Annotated in this window: 13 protein-coding genes; 2 read left to right on the top strand and 11 right to left on the bottom strand. The window is 72.3% G+C overall.

Going from position 1 to position 17,160, the window contains the following annotated elements; genetic code table 11:
- Positions 1–26 precede the first annotated feature (26 nt).
- Both ACZ4TO_RS22430 and ACZ4TO_RS22425 read left to right on the top strand, forming a co-directional pair.
- Positions 27–1,571, top strand: coding sequence for an alpha/beta hydrolase (locus ACZ4TO_RS22430; RefSeq protein WP_468025036.1), 1,545 nt, complete (start codon positions 27–29; stop codon positions 1,569–1,571).
- A gap of 115 nt (positions 1,572–1,686) precedes the next feature.
- The gene (locus ACZ4TO_RS22425; protein ID WP_468025035.1) at positions 1,687–3,240 is read left to right on the top strand and encodes an alpha/beta hydrolase; all 1,554 of its coding nucleotides are present in this window, start codon (positions 1,687–1,689) and stop codon (positions 3,238–3,240) included.
- A gap of 71 nt (positions 3,241–3,311) precedes the next feature.
- Here ACZ4TO_RS22425 and moeZ read toward each other — a convergent pair whose 3' ends face one another.
- The 11 genes from moeZ to ACZ4TO_RS22370 form a co-directional block, all read right to left on the bottom strand.
- Positions 3,312–4,490: an adenylyltransferase/sulfurtransferase MoeZ gene (gene moeZ, locus ACZ4TO_RS22420; RefSeq protein ID WP_382787663.1), complete on the bottom strand. Its 1,179-nt coding sequence runs from the start codon at positions 4,488–4,490 to the stop codon at positions 3,312–3,314.
- Between the two features lie 63 nt (positions 4,491–4,553).
- A complete protein-coding gene (locus ACZ4TO_RS22415; RefSeq protein WP_382787665.1) occupies positions 4,554–5,303 on the bottom strand; it encodes a spherulation-specific family 4 protein in 750 nt (249 codons plus the stop codon).
- Positions 5,291–6,253 (bottom strand): NAD-dependent epimerase/dehydratase family protein, encoded by a 963-nt coding sequence (locus ACZ4TO_RS22410; protein ID WP_382787667.1) that lies wholly within the window; start codon positions 6,251–6,253, stop codon positions 5,291–5,293. The genes ACZ4TO_RS22415 and ACZ4TO_RS22410 overlap by 13 nt, the downstream gene beginning before the upstream one ends.
- Positions 6,254–6,416: 163 nt before the next feature.
- A complete protein-coding gene (locus tag ACZ4TO_RS22405; RefSeq protein ID WP_468025034.1) occupies positions 6,417–7,571 on the bottom strand; it encodes a hypothetical protein in 1,155 nt (384 codons plus the stop codon).
- Entirely contained in the window at positions 7,568–9,310 is a 1,743-nt protein-coding gene (locus ACZ4TO_RS22400; protein ID WP_468025033.1) for a DUF3492 domain-containing protein, read from the bottom strand. Before ACZ4TO_RS22400 ends, ACZ4TO_RS22405 begins: the two co-directional genes overlap by 4 nt.
- A 209-nt stretch (positions 9,311–9,519) precedes the next feature.
- The gene (locus ACZ4TO_RS22395; RefSeq protein ID WP_468025032.1) at positions 9,520–11,295 is read right to left on the bottom strand and encodes a dipeptide ABC transporter ATP-binding protein; all 1,776 of its coding nucleotides are present in this window, start codon (positions 11,293–11,295) and stop codon (positions 9,520–9,522) included.
- Positions 11,292–12,290 carry an ABC transporter permease gene (locus ACZ4TO_RS22390; protein ID WP_382787673.1) on the bottom strand — a complete coding sequence of 333 codons (999 nt, stop codon included), beginning with the start codon at positions 12,288–12,290 and terminating at the stop codon, positions 11,292–11,294. The genes ACZ4TO_RS22395 and ACZ4TO_RS22390 overlap by 4 nt, the downstream gene beginning before the upstream one ends.
- Positions 12,287–13,459 carry an ABC transporter permease gene (locus ACZ4TO_RS22385; RefSeq protein ID WP_468025031.1) on the bottom strand — a complete coding sequence of 391 codons (1,173 nt, stop codon included), beginning with the start codon at positions 13,457–13,459 and terminating at the stop codon, positions 12,287–12,289. The genes ACZ4TO_RS22390 and ACZ4TO_RS22385 overlap by 4 nt, the downstream gene beginning before the upstream one ends.
- Before the next feature lie 4 nt (positions 13,460–13,463).
- Positions 13,464–15,182, bottom strand: a complete 1,719-nt coding sequence (locus ACZ4TO_RS22380; RefSeq protein WP_385043281.1) for an ABC transporter substrate-binding protein — start codon at positions 15,180–15,182, stop codon at positions 13,464–13,466.
- Positions 15,183–15,382: 200 nt separating this feature from the next.
- Positions 15,383–15,475 carry an Ms4533A family Cys-rich leader peptide gene (locus ACZ4TO_RS22375; protein ID WP_318658278.1) on the bottom strand — a complete coding sequence of 31 codons (93 nt, stop codon included), beginning with the start codon at positions 15,473–15,475 and terminating at the stop codon, positions 15,383–15,385.
- Between the two features lie 55 nt (positions 15,476–15,530).
- Positions 15,531–16,799 (bottom strand): DUF3152 domain-containing protein, encoded by a 1,269-nt coding sequence (locus ACZ4TO_RS22370; protein WP_468025030.1) that lies wholly within the window; start codon positions 16,797–16,799, stop codon positions 15,531–15,533.
- Between the last annotated feature and the right edge of the window lie 361 nt (positions 16,800–17,160).

The raw sequence follows: 17,160 nt of genomic DNA, 5'->3' as shown, positions 1-17,160 counted from the left end.
CCCCGCACGCCCGCAGGATGGGGAGCATGCCGAAGCCGTCCCCGCCACGCGCCGTCGTCGCGGCCGTCGCCGCCGTCCTGCTGACCTCGTGGGTGTCCGGCTGCGGCGACGACTCCAAGGACGAGGACCTGACGGCGCAGAAGCTGGACTGGAAGACGTGCCCGGCACCGTCCGAGGCCCAGGGCGGCGGCAGCGCCCCCTCGCCCCTGCCCGGTGGCGCGGAGTGGCAGTGCGCCACCTTGAAGGTGCCCCTCGACTGGTCCGACCCCAAGGGCGACACGATCGGGATCGCGCTGATCCGGGCGAAGGCGAGCGGCGACCCCGCCCGGCGCATCGGCTCGCTCATCTTCAACTTCGGCGGCCCCGGCGGCTCGGGTGTCGCCACCCTGCCCGCCTTCGGGGAGGACTACGCCGCCCTGCGCACCCGCTACGACCTGGTGAGCTTCGACCCGCGCGGCGTCGGCCGCAGCGCCGGCGTGAAGTGCGAGAACGACCAGCAGCTCGACAAGTTCTTCCAGCAGGACGCCACGCCGGAGGACACCGCCGAGCAGCGGACGCTCCTGCGGAACACGAAGTCGTTCAACGCGGCGTGCGAGAAGAACTCCGGGAAGGTCCTCCCCCATGTGCGCACGACGGACGCCGCTCGCGACATGGATCTGATGCGCCAGGTTCTGGGCGACGACAAACTGCACTACTTCGGCATCTCCTACGGCACCGAGCTGGGCGGCGTCTACGCCCACCTGTTCCCCAAGAACGTGGGCCGGGCCGTCTTCGACGGCGTCGTCGACCCGACCCAGAACGTGGAACAGAGCTCACTCGGCCAGGCCAAGGGCTTCCAGCTCGCGCTGGACAACTTCGCGAAGGACTGCACCTCGAAGGTCGAGGACTGCCCCATCGGCGACACCCCGCAGGACGTCAAGGACCGTATCGCCCGGCTGCTGAAGGATCTCGACACCAAGCCGATTCCCGGTGTCTTCCCGCGCGTGCTCACCCAGACCGCCGCGACCAGCGGCATCGCGCAGTCGCTGTACTCCAAGGACTTCTGGGAGTACCTGACGGAGGGACTCCAGCAGGCCTACGACGGCGACGGCAAGGTGCTGATGCTGCTGTCGGACTCGATGAACGGACGCAGCGAGAACGGCCAGTACAGCAACATCACCCCGGCGAACATCTCCATCAACTGCGCCGACGACAAGCCGCGTTACACCGCGGACTACGTGAACTCCAAGGTTCCGGAGTTCCGGGCCGCCTCGCCGCTGTTCGGCGACTATCTCGCCTGGGGCATGGTCAGTTGCACCGACTGGGCCGTGCCGGGAGCCGCCGAGCACCCGGACGTCAGCGCCCCCGGCGCGGCACCGATCCTCGTGGTGGGCAACACCGGCGACCCCGCGACGCCGTACGAGGGTGCTCGGGCGATGGTGAACGCGCTCGGCAAGGGCGTCGGGGTCGAGCTGACGTACAAGGGCCAGGGGCACGGGGCGTACGACAGCAAGAACAAGTGCGTGCAGGGCGCGGTGAACGGCTATCTGCTGCAGGGCACCGTGCCGCGGGCCGGCACCGTCTGCTCCTAGAAAACAGCAGGTCAGAGCGTTATCCACAGGCCTCGACGGCGAGCGGCGGCCGCCGCCTACTATGGCCTGCATGTGATCCGCGAACTCGTGCGGACCACAGGCGAGGGGGACTCTCATGACACGTTTCGCACGGTGGACGGCCGCTGCCGCCGCCATGTTGCTGCTGGCCGGCTGCGGTGGGGGCTCGTCGGCCGACGGCGAGGGGAAGGGGAAGAACGGCGACACGGCGCCGGCCACCGCACCGCCCTCCGGCGGGTCGCCGGGGCTGCCCGCCTCGCTCATCTCGCAGAAGCTCGACTGGGGCCGCTGCAAAGGCACTTCGGACTCCCCCGCGCCCGGGAGCGGCTGGCAGTGCGCCACGCTCAAGGCTCCGCTGGACTACGCGAAGCCGCGTGGCACGACGATCGGTCTGGCGCTCATCCGCTCCAAGGCGACCGGCGGCCAGAGCAAGCGCATCGGCTCGCTCCTGTTCAACTTCGGCGGCCCCGGCGGCTCCGGCGTCTCCACGATGCCGTGGTACGAGACCGTCGTCGGCCCCCTGCACGAGCGCTACGACCTGGTGAGCTGGGACCCGCGCGGGGTGGCCGCCAGCGAAGGGGTGCGCTGCCGCGGGGACAAGGCGATCCAGGCCTCCGAATCGGTGGACGCGACACCGGACGACGCGGCCGAGGAAGCGGCGTATCTGAAGGACGCCCAGGACTTCGGGAAGGGCTGCGCCAAGGCCGCGGGCAGGCTGCTGTCCCACGTCTCGACGACGGACACGGCCCGCGACATGGACCTGATGCGCCAGGTCCTGGGCGACCGCCGCATGCACTACTTCGGCATCTCGTACGGGACCGAACTGGGCGGCGTGTACGCCCACTTGTTCCCGAAGAACGTGGGACGCCTGGTGCTGGACGCGGTCGTCGACCCGAGCGCCGACACCGTGGGCCACGCCAAGAACCAGACGCTGGGCTTCCAGCGCGCCCTGGACGACTACCTCAAGTCCACCGGGCAGGATCCGAAGCAGGGCTCCCGGAAGATCGCGGACCTGCTGAAGCGGATCGACGCGAACCCCCTGCCCACCTCCGGCGGGCGCAAGCTCGGCCAGACCCTGGCCCTCACCGGCATCGTGCTGCCCCTCTACAGCGAGGCGGGCTGGCCGCGCCTGACGAAGGCCCTGAAGGACGCCGAGGGCGGGGACGGTTCGGCTCTGCTGGCGCTCGCCGACGAGTACAACGACCGTGACTCCTCGGGGCACTACGGCACGACGACCCACTCCCAGCGGGTCATATCGTGCTTGGACGACAAGGAGCGGCCGACTCCCGAGGAGACGAAGAAGCGGCTGCCCGAGTTCGAGAAGATCTCGCCCGTCTTCGGGGACTTCATGGGCTGGGACACGGCGGGCTGGTGCCACGACTGGCCGGTGGCGGGTCAGCACGACAACCCCGAGGTCAGCGCCCCGGGAGCCGCGCCCGTGCTGATCGTCGGCAACACCGGGGACCCCGCGACACCGTACGAGGGCGCGCGCAGGATGGCGGACGAGCTCGGCAAGGGCGTGGGCGTGGAGCTCACCTGGAAGGGCGAGGGCCATGGCGCCTACGGGAGCGGGAGCGACTGTGTCGACTCGACCGTGAACAGCTATCTGCTGAACGGGACGGTGCCGAAGGACGGCAAGGTCTGTTCATGACGACGGCGGGGGTTTCACGGACACCCGGTCCGCGAAACCCCCGCCGCCGAAAGAGCGGGCCGGTCCGCCGGTCAGTACACCGGCTTCTCGGGCTCGATCTGGTTGACCCAGCCGATCACGCCGCCGCCGACGTGCACCGCGTCGGAGAATCCGGCGGACTTCAGGACGGCGAGGACCTCCGCACTGCGGACACCCGTCTTGCAGTGCAGGACGATCTTCTTGTCCTGCGGCAGGGTCTCCAGGGCGGTGCCCATGAGGAACTCGTTCTTCGGGATCAGCTTGGCGCCCGGGATCGAGACGATCTCGTACTCGTTGACCTCACGGACGTCGATGATCTCGATGTTCTCGCCGTCGTCGATCCACTCCTTGAGCTGCTTGGGAGTGATCGTCGAGCCGGCGGCCGCCTCCTGGGCCTCCTCGGACACGACGCCGCAGAAGGCCTCGTAGTCGATGAGCTCGGTGACGGTGGGGTTCTCGGAGCAGACGGCGCAGTTCGGGTCCTTGCGGACCTTGACCTGGCGGTACTGCATCTCCAGGGCGTCGTAGATCATCAGGCGGCCGACCAGCGGCTCACCGATGCCGGCGAGGAGCTTGATCGCCTCGTTGACCTGGATGGAGCCGATGGACGCGCACAGCACGCCGAGGACGCCGCCCTCGGCGCAGGAGGGGACCATGCCCGGCGGCGGGGGCTCCGGGTAGAGGCAGCGGTAGCAGGGACCGTGCTCGGACCAGAAGACGGAGGCCTGGCCGTCGAAGCGGTAGATCGAGCCCCACACGTACGGCTTGTTGAGCAGCACGCAGGCGTCGTTGACGAGATACCGGGTCGCGAAGTTGTCGGTGCCGTCGACGATCAGGTCGTACTGGCTGAAGATGTCCATCACGTTCTCGGCCTCGAGCCGCTCTTCGTGAAGGACCACGTTCACGTACGGGTTGATGCCCAGTACGGAATCGCGCGCGGACGCGGCCTTGGAACGGCCGATGTCCGCCTGGCTGTGGATGATCTGGCGCTGCAGGTTCGACTCGTCGACCTCGTCGAACTCCACGATGCCGAGCGTGCCGACGCCCGCCGCGGCCAGGTACATCAGCGCCGGCGATCCGAGGCCGCCCGCGCCCACACAGAGCACCTTGGCGTTCTTCAGCCGCTTCTGCCCGTCCATGCCCACATCGGGGATGATCAGGTGGCGGGAGTACCTGCGGACCTCGTCTACGGTGAGCTCAGAGGCTGGCTCGACCAGGGGTGGCAGCGACACGGGGACTCCGTTGGTCGGTCTATCACTACGGTTGTTCTCCCCGTAACACTGCCACGCCCTTCTTCATTCCGAGACACCCGTTCCGATCCGCGAGACGATCTCGTCCCAGTAGCCGGGCATCGCCTCCCAGGGGTCGGCCGTCCCGCCGTGGTCGGAGCGGTCGGTGAAGTAGATCGTCGAGGCTCCCTGCCAGCGGGCGATGCGCAGCGCCTCCTCCAGGTGGCCGCGCGGCACGCCGTGGACGAAGTGGCAGAAGCGCTCGGGGGGATAGTCGGCGGTCCACTCGGCGACCTGCGACCAGCGGTAGTCGGTCCAGGGGCCCGAGAAGGTGACGAGCTGGTCGGCGCTCTCGGCATAGCCCGGGTGCGGGTGGGTGCCGTGACCGAACACGATGTGGGCGCCGTCCCTCAGGCGGCGCAGCTCGTCGGCCGTCCGGCGGGTGTCGGGCAGCGCGGCGCGTTCGGTGGGGCAGCGGTCGAGGATGAACCCGTCGGCCTGGTACCAGTCGAGATGGCGGCGCGCGTCGGCGATCAGTTCGCCGAAGGGGCGTACTCCATGGGCGGCGTCGAGGAGTCCCAGTACCCGGACTCCCGCGTTGCGCAGCCGTCCCGTGGCCTCCAGGCAGCGCGGGTCGGGCCGCTCCCCGGGGCCGTCGTCCACGTTCAGGACGACCCAGTGCAAGGGGGTGCCGGGGCGGGTGAGTTCGTCCCATTCCAGGGGAGCGACGAGGGGGTGCGCATATCCGGGGACACCGAAGCCGAGCCCGAGGTCGGTGCTCGCGCTGCCGGTCGCGGTCCTGGTCAGATACGACATGCCGCCTCCATCCAGATGTCGGCCAGGGATTCCTCGAGGTTGATCCGGGGCCGCCAGCCGAGCCGGTCGCGCGCGGTGCGCACGTCGGCCTGCTGCCAGCTTCCGCAGCCGTCGGGGTAGGGGTACGACACCGGGGCCACGTGGTCGGGTTCGGGGCGGGGGTGGCCGATGGACGGCCTCATGGACGGGCCGGGCGGGCCGTCGAGTTCGTGCAGGCTGCCGTTGTAGCCGGCCACGCGCGCGAGGACGGCGGCGGCGTCGCGGAGACGTACGGCGCGGCCGGAGCCGATGTTGATCACGCCCTGCGCGGCCGACAGGGAGGCGGCGTGCACGGCGCGGGCGACGTCTCGGACGTCGATGAAGTCGCGCTGGACACCGAGGCCGCCGAGTTTGAGTTCGCCGTCGCTGGCCTGCATGGCGCGGCGCAGGGCTTCGGCGAGCCGGCCGAGCGGGGATCCGGCGGGCGTGCCCGGTCCTGCGGGGGAGAAGACGCGGAGCACCACGGCGTCCAGGCCGGAGCCGAGGACGAGTTCGGTGGCGGCGAGTTTGCTCACTCCGTACGGACCGCCCGGGCGCGGGACGGCGTCCTCGGCGGTGGAGGAGCCGGGCTGGCTGGGCCCGTACTCGGCGCCGCAGCCGATCTGGACCAGCCGGGCGCCGCAGCCGCTGCGGCGCAGGGCCTCGCAGACGGTGGCGACGGCGACGGTGTTGTGCCGGGTCAGTTCCCGGGCGCCGCCGCGGGTGGCGCCCGCGCAGTTGATGACGACTCCGGGATGGACCGCGTCCAGGAAGCGGGTGAGCGCGCCGGGGCTGCCCGAGGCGAGGTCGAACCGTACGTCGGCGTCGTCGCCCCGGCCCAGCGCGGTGAGCTGCACGGCCGGATCGGCGAGCAGTCTGTCGGCGACGAATCGGCCGAGGTAACCGTTGGCTCCGATCAGCAGGACCCTCATCGGGCGGCTCCCGGGGCGGATTCTCCGGTTCGGGAGGTGATCATCTGGCTGTCTCCTTCAAGGTGATGCCGTAGGTCGGGGAGAGGGCCCGCGGTGTCGGCCCCGCGGGAGTCGAGGGCCCGGATCCGGGCGGCCGCGAGGCTGCCGGGGCTCCGGGGAGGGCTCACGGCGGCGGGAAGGGCCGGGCGTGGGCCGAGGCGCGGGTGAGCGTGCGGGTCGCCTGGACGAGGAGGACGAGAGCGCCCGCCCCGCAGGCCAGGGCCGGCACGGCCCCGGCGCCCGCGGCGTCGACCAGGCCGTCGACGGGGGTGGCCAGGAACGAGCAGCCGGGCAGCCGCGCGGCGAAGACGGTGGCCAGGGCGGTGGCCTCCACCGCGGCCGCGCCGGCGAGCGCGCGGCCCGCGACCTGGGGGAAGCCGCGTGCAGTGAGCAGCCGGGCGAGGAGGAGCAGTGCGCCGAGGGCACCGGCCCCGGCGTAGGCGGGGGGCTCGTCCAGTGCCGTCCCGCAGAGGGCGAGCAGCCCGCACAGTGCGGCCGTGAACAGGGCGAACGCCCCGAGGAGCAGGGGCCGTACGGAGGCGGCGAACTCCTCCAGGCCGCGGCTCGCGCTCAGCCGGCGGCGGGCGCGGGCGGCGAAGAGGTGGGCGCACCAGGCTGCCGGGGCGCAGGCCAGGCAGAGGGCGAGCACGGGTGCGGTGGCCAGGGGCCAGGGTCCGTGCGGGCCGCCGTCCCGGGCGGCGCCGATCAGTCCGTCGCCGACGAGGGCGTACGCGAGGAGCCAGCAGGTCCACGCGCGGGCAGCGCCCGTCGTGCGGTGCGGGGTGCTCAGGGGGCCGCGCCGGAGGGCGATGTGCAGGCCCGCGGCGATGACGAGGGCGCCGAACGCGGCGACGGCCAGCCGTGGTTGCCCCTCGGTGAGCCGCAGTCCGGCGACGACGGCCGCGCCGAGGGCGCCCGGCACCAGGGCGAGCGCCGCCCAGTAGGCGCGCGGGCCGGAAGGGCCGGGTGGGTCGGTGCGGGGGGCCGTCTCCCCGTCGCGGGCCGCGCGGGCGTACATCTCCTCGGCGAGCGAGAAGACGTCCCGGTGCCGCAGCCGGGCGGCGGTCCGGTCGGTGACCCCGTGCGCCTCGAGACCCGCCGCGATCTCCAGCGGGTCCACCGCGCGCTCGCACAGCTCGCGGTGCCGGTGCATGAGCGCCTTCACGGGGTCCACCGCGCCACGGCGCACGGCGGGCCCGCGCGTGCCGTGCAGGCCCTCACGGGCGGAGTCGCCGTCGTTGAGGGGGGCGGTGCCGCGTCCCGCGCTGTCGATGGTCACGTGCCCTCCCCGACGGAGACGGGCACCGGCGGGGGCACGGTGGCGCGGACCGGTGCGCCCTCGGCCCAGCGCGGCCGGCGTTCGGTCGTGAAGCGGGTCTCGGTCCAGCACCCGGGCACGTGGGCCTCGGCGGGGGCGCCGAAGGGCAGCGGCTCCCCCTCTTCGTCCACGACGACCCGGCGCACCGGGGAGTGCGAGACGATCTCCAGGTAAATGCCGTGAAATGCCGTGATGTTCTGCTCGACGGTGAACAGTTCGAGGGCGCGTGCGCGGGCGGCCGCGCCGAGCCGCTCGCCGCGCTCGGGGTCGCGCAGCAGTGCCACGCAGGCCTCCGCGAGCGCCCGCGGATTGCGCGGGGGAACCACGAGACCCGTACCGCCGATGACCTCGACGACCGCGCCCACGTCCGTGGAGACGGTGGCCCGGCCGCAGAGCATGGCCTCGACGAGGCTGACCGGGAAGCCCTCGACGACGCTGGACAGGACGACCACGGCGCCACAGGCGTAGGCGTCGGCGAGGCTCGGGATCTCGGGGCCGCCGATCTCCTCGAAGGAGACGGGGTTGTCGCCGACGGCGTGCACGCCGTCCGCCTCGTCGGGGAAGAGCTGCGCGGCCAGCGCCTTGCAGTGGGTCAGATACGTGGCGGCTTCGGGGTCCTCCGCGGGGGCGCCGACGATCCGCAGCCGGGTGTCCGGCTCGGCCTTGCGGATCTCGGCGAAGGAGTGCAGCAGGGAGATCAGGTCCTTGGCCGGTTCGATGCGGCCGACCCACACCAGTGTGCCGGGGTCCGCGGAGCGGCTGCCCCGCACTCCCTCCCCCACGTCGGCGAAGCGCGCCGCCTCCATGCCGGGGTGGACGGTGCGCAGTTTGGCGCGGTCGGCGCCGCAGCGCTCCTGCCAGCGGCGGGCGTGCGCGTTGCCGGGGGTGATGAGCGCGGCCGCGCGGTAGACCTCGGTGGCCAGGCGGCCGTGGAACGCGGCGAGCAGCGCGCGGACGGCGGGGCCCTCTTCGAGGGTCGAGGCGGCGAGGTAGTGCGCCCGCAGGTGCACGCCGTACTCGGTGACCAGCAGCGGGACGCCGAGGAAGTGCCGGGCCAGCAGGCCGGGCAGGGCCGCCGCCCCACCGGCCGCGGCGTGGCAGAGGTCCGCCGAGCCGAGCGCGTCGTCCTCGTACCAGTCCAGGGAGAGGGGGCGCAGCGCGCGCTCGATGTGGGCGGTGACGGTGAGGAGGTCGGGGACGCGGGCGGTGCGGGCCGTGCGGAGTGCGCCGGGTGCGCGACAGGCGTCCTCGAGGACGCGCACCGCGCTCTCGGAGCGCAGGGCGCCGGCCAGTCCTCCCTCGTCCCGGGCGAGTTCGGCCAGCTCGTACAGCGCGCTGGCGAAACGGTCCGCCTCGACGCCGGCGTGATCCGCCGAACCGCCGGGGGCTTCGGGGCCCGCGGCGCGGGGACCCCCGCACACCGCCGCCACCAGCTCGCCGTACGCCTCGGCGAAGCGGCGCCGGAGCCGGCGTCCGTAGACCACGCCGTCGTCGTGCGCCGTCCACAGCGGTGCCGTGCGGACGCGGCCGACCTGGGGCGGCAGCCGGACCCAGCCCTGGTCCTCCTGGCGCTCGGTGCGGCTGAGCGCGTAGAGGTCGAACTCGTGCTGCCCGAGCCCGCGCACGAGCCGGTCGCACCAGAGTCCGGCGTCACCGCTCACATACGGATAGCCACCCTCCGTAAGCAGTCCGATGCGCACGAGCACACCCCCGATCTCCCGTATGAGGAGCCGCCGTTGACCGGCGGCTCGCAGCGGGACGAAGGTATGCGGACAAGGCGGTGGTGCGACGGACGGTTGTCCATCGCACCACCAAAAGGGGTGAACGGTCGTAACTTTCCCGCGCAGGCCGCGTTTCGTAGCGCTACGCGTTCACGCGGGCACGTGCCCGCGGGCCCCGCGCGTACGGATCACGCCGGGGACAGTTCCGCGCGCTCCGCGCGGCGGCGTGCCGCGACCTCCGGGTCGAGTGCCGGTACGGCGGCCAGCAGTTGCCGGGTGTACGGGTCGCGGGGGCGCTCGTAGACCTCGTCGGCGGGACCGTGCTCGACGATCCGGCCGCGCCGCATCACCGCGACGTGGTCGCTGACCTGGCGTACGACCGCGAGGTCGTGGGCCACGAACACCAGCGCCAGTCCGAGCTCCCGCTGCAGTTCACCGAGCAGGGCGACGACCTGGGCCTGGGTGGTGACGTCGAGCGCGGAGACCGGTTCGTCGCACACGATGACCCGGGGTTCCGCGGCCAGCGCCCGTGCGATGCCCACACGCTGGCGCTGTCCGCCGCTGAACTCGTGCGGGTAGCGGTCGTAGTGCGCCCCGTCGAGCCCCACGCGCTCCAGCAGTTCCCGTACGCGTCCCCGGACGCGCGCCTCGTCCCGGTCGCCGCGCGCCCGCAACGGGTCGGCGATGGACTCGCCCACGCTGCGCCGGGGGTTGAGGGACGACACGGGGTCCTGGAAGACCATCTGCACCGAGGGGCGGACGCCGGACTGTTCGCGCCCCTCGTGGCGGACCACGCCGGCGGTGGGCTCCAGGAGCCCGACCAGCATCCGTCCCAGGGTCGTCTTCCCGCTGCCGCTCTCGCCGACGATGCCGAGGGTCTCGCCCCGGCGGACGCTCAGGGACACGTCGTCCACGGCGGCGAACCGCCGCTTCCCGCGCCCGAACTCCCTGCGGAGCCCGGCCGCTTCGAGGACGACGTCGCCCGGACCGGTGGCGTCGCCCGGTCTTGTGGCATCGCCCGGCCCCTCGACGTCGTCCGGCCCCTCGATGTCGCCCGGCCGCACGAGGCCGCCGGACCGCGGGGTGTCCACGCGCGGGACGGCGCCGAGGAGTTCGCGGGTGTACGGCTCCCGGGGCGCGCCGAGGACCTCACGCACCGGGCCGTGCTCCACCGCGCGTCCGTGCCGCATGACCAGGATGTCGTCGACGCTCTCGGCCGCGACCCCGACGTCATGGGTGACCAGCAGTAGTCCGGTCCCGGTCTCGCGGCGCAGGGTGTGCAGGAGGTCGAGGATCTGCGCCTGGACGGTCACGTCGAGCGCGGTGGTGGGCTCGTCGGCGATCAGGAGCTCGGGTTCGCAGGCCAGCGCCATGGCGATGAGGGCGCGCTGGCGCATACCGCCGCTGAACTCGTGCGGGCGCGAGCGGGACCGGCGGGCCGCGTCGGGGATGCCGACGCGGTCCAGTACCCGCACCGCACGCGCGCGTGCCGCCCGCCGGGACGCCTTGGCGTGCACCCGGTACACCTCGGCGATCTGGTCGCCGATCGCGTAGTACGGGTCGAGGGAGGACAGCGGGTCCTGGAAGACCATGGCGGCCTTCCCGCCGCGCAGCCCGCGCAGTTCGTCGTCGGACGCCCGTTGGACGTCGATGCCGGCCACGCGGACCGTGCCGTCGACGTGCGCTCCGGTGCCCCGGTGCAGCGCCAGCAGGGCCGACGCCACGGTGGACTTGCCCGAGCCGGACTCGCCGACCAGGCCGAGGGCGGCGCCCTTCTCCAGCCGGAAGGAGATCCCGTCGACGGCGCGCAGCCCCCCGAAGTCGACGACGAGGTCACGCACGTCGACCAGCGGGGCGGCGGATACGGCCGGGGCGGAGGTCGCGGAGGGGTCCGTGGAGGTGCCGGGCGAGGAGCCCGCCTCCGCCCGGTCGACCGCGGACAGGGTCGGGGAAGAGTCGCTCATGCCAGCACCACCCGTCGGTCGGCCACCGCGTAGAGCACGTCCGCGACGGCGTTGGCGATGACCACGAAGAAGCCGATGACCAGGACCATGCCGACGACCACGGGAAGGTCGACGACGTTCACCGCGTGCACCAGTTCCTGGCCGATGCCGGGCAGTCCGAACAGGGTCTCGGTGAGCACGGCGCCGCCGACCGCCGACCCGAAGGTGTTGGCGTTCAGCGCGATGATCGAGGCGAGCGCTCCCCGGACGGCGTGCCGCCCGATGATCGACCGCTCCCCCACGCCGTACGCGCGGAAGGTCCTGATGTGGTCCTCGGCCAGCGTCTCCAGCATCGAGGCCCGGGTCAGCCGGGCGAACGCGGCGGCTTCGACGAGGGCGAGCGAGAGCCAGGGGAGCACCAGGTTCCACGCCCACTGTTCGGGGTCGTCGGAGAAGTTCACGTACTGCGGGAAGGGCAGCAGTTCGAGCTGGCCGCAGACGACGATCATCAGGATCAGACCGATGACGAAGACGGGCGTGGCCTGGCCGGCGAGGGTGAGTCCGGTCAGCACCCGCTCGCTGAGCCGGCCGCGCCGCCACGCGGAGAGGACGCCGGTGCCGACTCCGAGCACGAGCCATACGAGCATGGCGCCGAACACCAGCGACAGGCTGACCGGCAGCTTCGCCAGGATCAGCCGGGTGACCTGCTGGTCCGTCTGGTACGACAGCCCGAGGCAGGGCGCCGGGCAGTGCTGGACCGAGGTGCCGGTCGAGTAGTCCTGACCGGCGAGGAGTCCCTGGAGGAAGTGCCAGTAGCGCACGTACAACGGGTCGTCGAGGTGCAACTGCTGGGCGACCTGGTGCACTTGGACGGGCGAGCAGCGCGGGCCGCAGGTGATCTGGGCGACGTTGCCCGGGGTGGCGTAGAAGACGACGTAGACGATCACCGATATGGCGAGAAGGGTGACCGCGGTCGCGATGGTCCGGCGCAGGACGAACCCGGTGAAGCCGTTCATGCCGTGGCCTCCTTCGACCCGTCGGCGGACACCCCGGACGCACCGGGCAGATCCGTGCCGGCCGCACCCGACCCGGGCACGCCCGTGCCGGCCACGTCGGCCACGGTCAGATCCGCGCCGGGGGTGCCCTGGTGGGGCACGGTCGGGTCGCCGTCGCTCCGCGGGTTCCCGCTCGCGTCGGCCCTGGCCTCCGCCTTGCGGCCCGTGCCGACGCGCAGGCGGGAGGCCGCGCGGGGGTCGAGGGCCGTGCGCACGCCGTCGCCGAGGACGGTCAGGGCGAGGACGGTGACGAAGAGCGCGCCCGCGGGCAGCAGCAGGTACTGGGGCGCCGCCTGGTACCAGACGTCGGCGGAGGTCAGCATCTGTCCCCAGGACGGAGTCGGCGGCTTCACGCCGACACCGAGGAAGGACAGCGCGGCCTCGACGCCGATGTTCGCCGGCACGAGGAGCGCGGAGTAGGTGATGAGCGGGGCGGCGAGGCCCGGCAGCAGGTCGCGGCGGGCGATCCGCCAGGTGCCCCAGCCGCTGAGCCGCGCGGCGGCGACGTAGTCGAGCTGCTTGAGCGTGAGCGTCTGCGCGCGCACGATCTTCGCGAGGGTGCCCCAGGCGATCAGACCGATGACGAGGGCGACCAGGACGGGGCGCGGGAAGCTGCCGGGCACGATCGCCAGCAGCGCCAAGGACATGATCATCAGCGGCAGCGCGACGATGATCTCGGTGATCCGGCTCAGCACCTGATCGACCCAGCGGTTCCCGAGGGCCGCCGAGACACCGACGACGACGGCGATGAGGACCTGCACCACGGTCGCGGCGAGCGCGACGCCGAGGGAGACCCTGGCCCCGTAGACGAGGCGGGCGAACAGGTCGCGGCCGGTCTGGGGTTCGACGCCGAGCCAGTGGTCCGCGCCGATGCCGCCGAGCGGGCCGACGGGAACGCCGCCGCGCGCGGAGTCCACCAGCGAGGGGTGGTAGGTGGTGGGGTCCTGGCCCTCGATCGCCGTGAGCAGCGGCGCGGCGAGCGCGATCAGGACGAGCAGCGCGACGACGGCCGCCGCGACGAGGGCGGCGCGCTGCGCACGCAGCCGCCGCCAGAACTGACGGGCCCCCGAGGCCCCCGCGGCGGACGGATCCGCCGCGGGGGCCGGGGAGGCGACAAGTGCCTCGCTCACGGCGCTACTTCACCGCGACCTGGGAGATGTCCAGAACGCCGGTCCAGTCGCTGATCACGATGTTCTTGACGCCCTCGCCGTACAGGCGCTTGTAGACGGGGTGGAACAGCGGCACGGTCAGGGCCTGCTCGCCGATCTTCTTGTCCAGCGCGCCCCAGCGCTTGGCGGCCTCGTCGAGATCGGTCAGCTTGTTGATCGCGTCGATCTCGTCGTTGACCGACTTGTCGTCGAGGAAGCCGGAGTTGAAGTTGGCTCCGTCCTTCACGATCTGCCGGCCGTCGAAGATGGGGGCCAGGAAGGGGCCGCCGGAGGGCCAGTCGGCACCCCAGTGGGCGAGGAAGAGGCCCGGCTCGTCCTTCGCGCTGTGGATCTTGTCGCTGTAGTCGTTCTCCTCCAGACCCTGGAGCTTGACCGTGATGCCGGCCTTCTTGAGCGCGTCCTGGATCGCGGTCGCGATCTCGGGGCTGGTCTCGAAGTCCTTGCTGTTGGAATGCGTGAGCGTGATGCTCAGGCCGTTCTTGTAGCCGGCCTGCGCGAGCAGTTCCTTGGCCTTGGCCGCGTTGCCGGAGGCACCCGCCGGGAACAGGTCGTAGGGCGTGTAGCCGAAGGACTTCTGGTTCGGCAGGTACGTCGTGGCCGGCTCGGCGAGGGACGAGCCGCCCGCCGCGTTGATCACCGAGGTGCGGTCGATGGCGTACGAGATCGCCTGGCGCACCTTCGGGTTGTCGAACGGCTTCACCTTCGGGTTGAAGGCGAGGTAGTTCGTGTAGCCGAAGTGCCCGGTGCCGACGCGCGAGGCCAGCTCCTTGTCCCCGGTCACCTTGGCGAGCTCGGCCGGGCCGAGGTTGGTGTCCGTGGTGACGGCGGCGGCGTCGGCGCCCTGGGAGGAGGACAGCCGCTGGTTGATCACGGAGGAGTCCAGACCGGACCGTACGTCGATCGTGTCCGGGTACGCCTTGCGCTCGGCGTCGGTCGAGGCGGACCAGTGGGTGTTGCGCTCCAGGGTGAGGCGCTCACCGTCGTTCTCGTTCTTGACGACCTTGTACGGGCCCGAGGAGACCGGGTGCTCCTCGTACTTGGTGCCGGTGTCCTTGGCCTTGGGGACGGGCGTGAACTGCGTCTGCGTGGCCAGGTAGGGGAACTCGCCCTCGGGCTTGTTCAGGTGGAAGACGATGGTCAGCGCGTCCGGCGTCTCGATCGAGTCGAGGCCCTTCTTGTCCTTGTAGGGACCCTGGTAGTCGGCGCCGCCGATCAGCCAGTCCCTCAGGTAGGGCGCGCCGCCGGAGAGTTCCGCGGCGAAGGAGCGCTCGATGCCGTACTTGATGTCGGCGGAGGTGATCGGCGTGCCGTCCTCGAACTTGAGTCCTTTCTTCAGGGTGTACGTCCACACGGTCGCGTTCTCGCTCGGGCGGCCGGTGTCCGTGGCGAGGTCGGGGACGACCTGGGCACCCGCGGCCCCGTTCTCACGGTTGCGGGTGGTGAGCGTGCGGAAGACGAGCGAGGGCACGTTGCCGCCGCCGGAGGTGTAGAGCCGCGCGGGGTCGAAGTCCGACTGCGGGTTGGAGTTCAGGACGGTGAGCGTGCCGCCCTTGTGGGGCTGGGAGTCGCCTCCGGAGCTCTTGGCATCGTTGTCCTTCGGCCCGCAGGCGGCGGCGCCCGCTGCCACGATCAGGCTGACGGATGCCGCGGCCACGCGGCGCGCTGTGACGGACGGTTGACGCATCGGAAGACGACCTCTCGGATGACTCGAATACTGAGACGGAATGACACGGAGTGAGACGGCGGAGCGCGGAGCTCGCCCAGGGCGTCAGGCGTCGGAGTCCGACCGGGCCGAAAGGGGCACGGGCGCGCGGAACCGCGGAGGTTCAGGGGCGCACGGGAACAAGACGGGAAGGAAAGCGACGCACTCGCCTGGGGCGGGCGTCAGCAACAGTGGATGTCGGCCACGCAGAGCGCGGTCACGCCGATGAGCGCCAGCTCGATGGCGGCGCGAACGGAGGCGTGACGGGAGGACATGCGGAAAATATGAACGATCTTTTTCCGCATGTCAAAGCGGTGCGCGCGCTTTCCGTCAACTCGTGGGATAGGGCCAGGGGTTGGGCCGGCAGTGGATTCCGTCGTGGTCGAGGAACTTGGTCTGCTGCTGCATGACCGGGGCGAGCTCGCCGTCCTTCTCGCAGCTGACGTGGCCGTATCCGAGCCGGTGGCCGACCTCGTGATTGATCAGCATCTGCCGGTAGGCGTGAATCTCGTCACCGAAGCCGTAGGTCTTGGAGCCCTGGGCCCAGCGGTATGCGTTGATCATGACGCGCTCGGTGGACGCCGAGTCGCACGAGACGTTGTCCTCCGTGGTGTCGAGCCCCGACTTGGCGCACCACTCGGCGGTGGTGCCGGGGCTCGCCAGCGTGATGACGAAGTCCGGTGTGCCGGAGTCGATCCGCTCGAAGGTCCGGGCGCCGCCGTGCGCCCAGCTCCGCTTGTCGTTCAGGGTCTTCTGCACGGCGTCCGCGAAGAGCGCGCCGTCGAGGTCGAGGCCCTGCTCGATGTCGACGCGGTAGGTGTACTTGCGTCCCTTGCCGGGCGCCTTGACGAATCCGGGCACCGCGGCGAACTTCCCCGACGCCTTGAGCTTCTCCCCCAGCGGGTACGTCCTGGCCATCTGCTGGTCGTACGTCAGGGGCGCCGCGGCCACCTGCGGCTGCCCCGACTGGGTCGGCCGGTCGTCGCCCCGCGAGGCGGAGTCCTGGGTCGTCCGGCCGCCGCTGTCCGCGGTCTGCGCCCGCGCGTCGGCGTCGTGCCCTCCCGTGGCGATCTGTCCGGCCACGACGACGGCCAGCACCGTGGTGACGGCTGCCGCGGCGATCCCGGTGAACGCCCACCCCTTACGGGCCTTGGCCTCACCCTGCTCGCCGGTCTCCGGCAGCGGGCGGTCGTCGGTGACGGCGGACCGGGCGTTCCGGCCGGCGGAGTCGTCGAGCCCGGCGGCGCGAGACGCTGCCGTCCGCCCCGCCGTGCCGCCGTCCTGCCCCTCGTCGAGGTCGAACGCGTCGACGTACGCCTGCCGGGGTCCGGCCCCGGCCTGATGACGCTGCCGGGGCACCCGCGCTCCGGCGGGCGCGCCCTGAGAAGCCGCGCCGGCCCCGGACTCCCCCCAGCCGCCGCCCTGCTCACGCTGCTCGGGATGCCCACCGCGCACCTGCGGCATTCCATGGGCGGGGGTCCCGTCGGGAAGACGCGGGGTCCCGTGGGCCGGGGTCCCTTCCGGGAGACGCGGGGATCCATGAGCCGGAGTCCCGTCGCCGTGACGCGGCACCCCACGCGCGGGAGTGCCGTCCGCCACCCGCGGAAAACCGTGCGCCGGAGTCCCGTCGGGAAGACGCGGCCCGCCCTGCGCCGGGGCGCCGGCCTGGAAACGCGGTGCGCCCTGACCCGGGGCTCCGCCCTGGAAGCGGGGAACGCCGTGCGCGGGAGTCCCGTCGGGAAGACGTGGCCCGCCCTGGCCCGGGGCTCCGCCCTGGAAGCGGGGAACGCCGTGCGCCGGGGTCCCGTCCGCGTACCGCGGCACCCCACGCGCGGGAGTGCCGTCCGCCACCCGCGGAAAACCGTGCGCGGGGGTCCCGTCGGGAAGACGTGGCCCGCCCTGCGACGGGGTGCCGCCCTGGAAGCGGGGGACGCCGTGCGCCGGGGTCCCGTCGGGGAAG

This window comes from Streptomyces sp. NPDC028298 (genome assembly GCF_055565895.1).
This window is presented reverse-complemented; position numbering and strand designations above follow the sequence as displayed.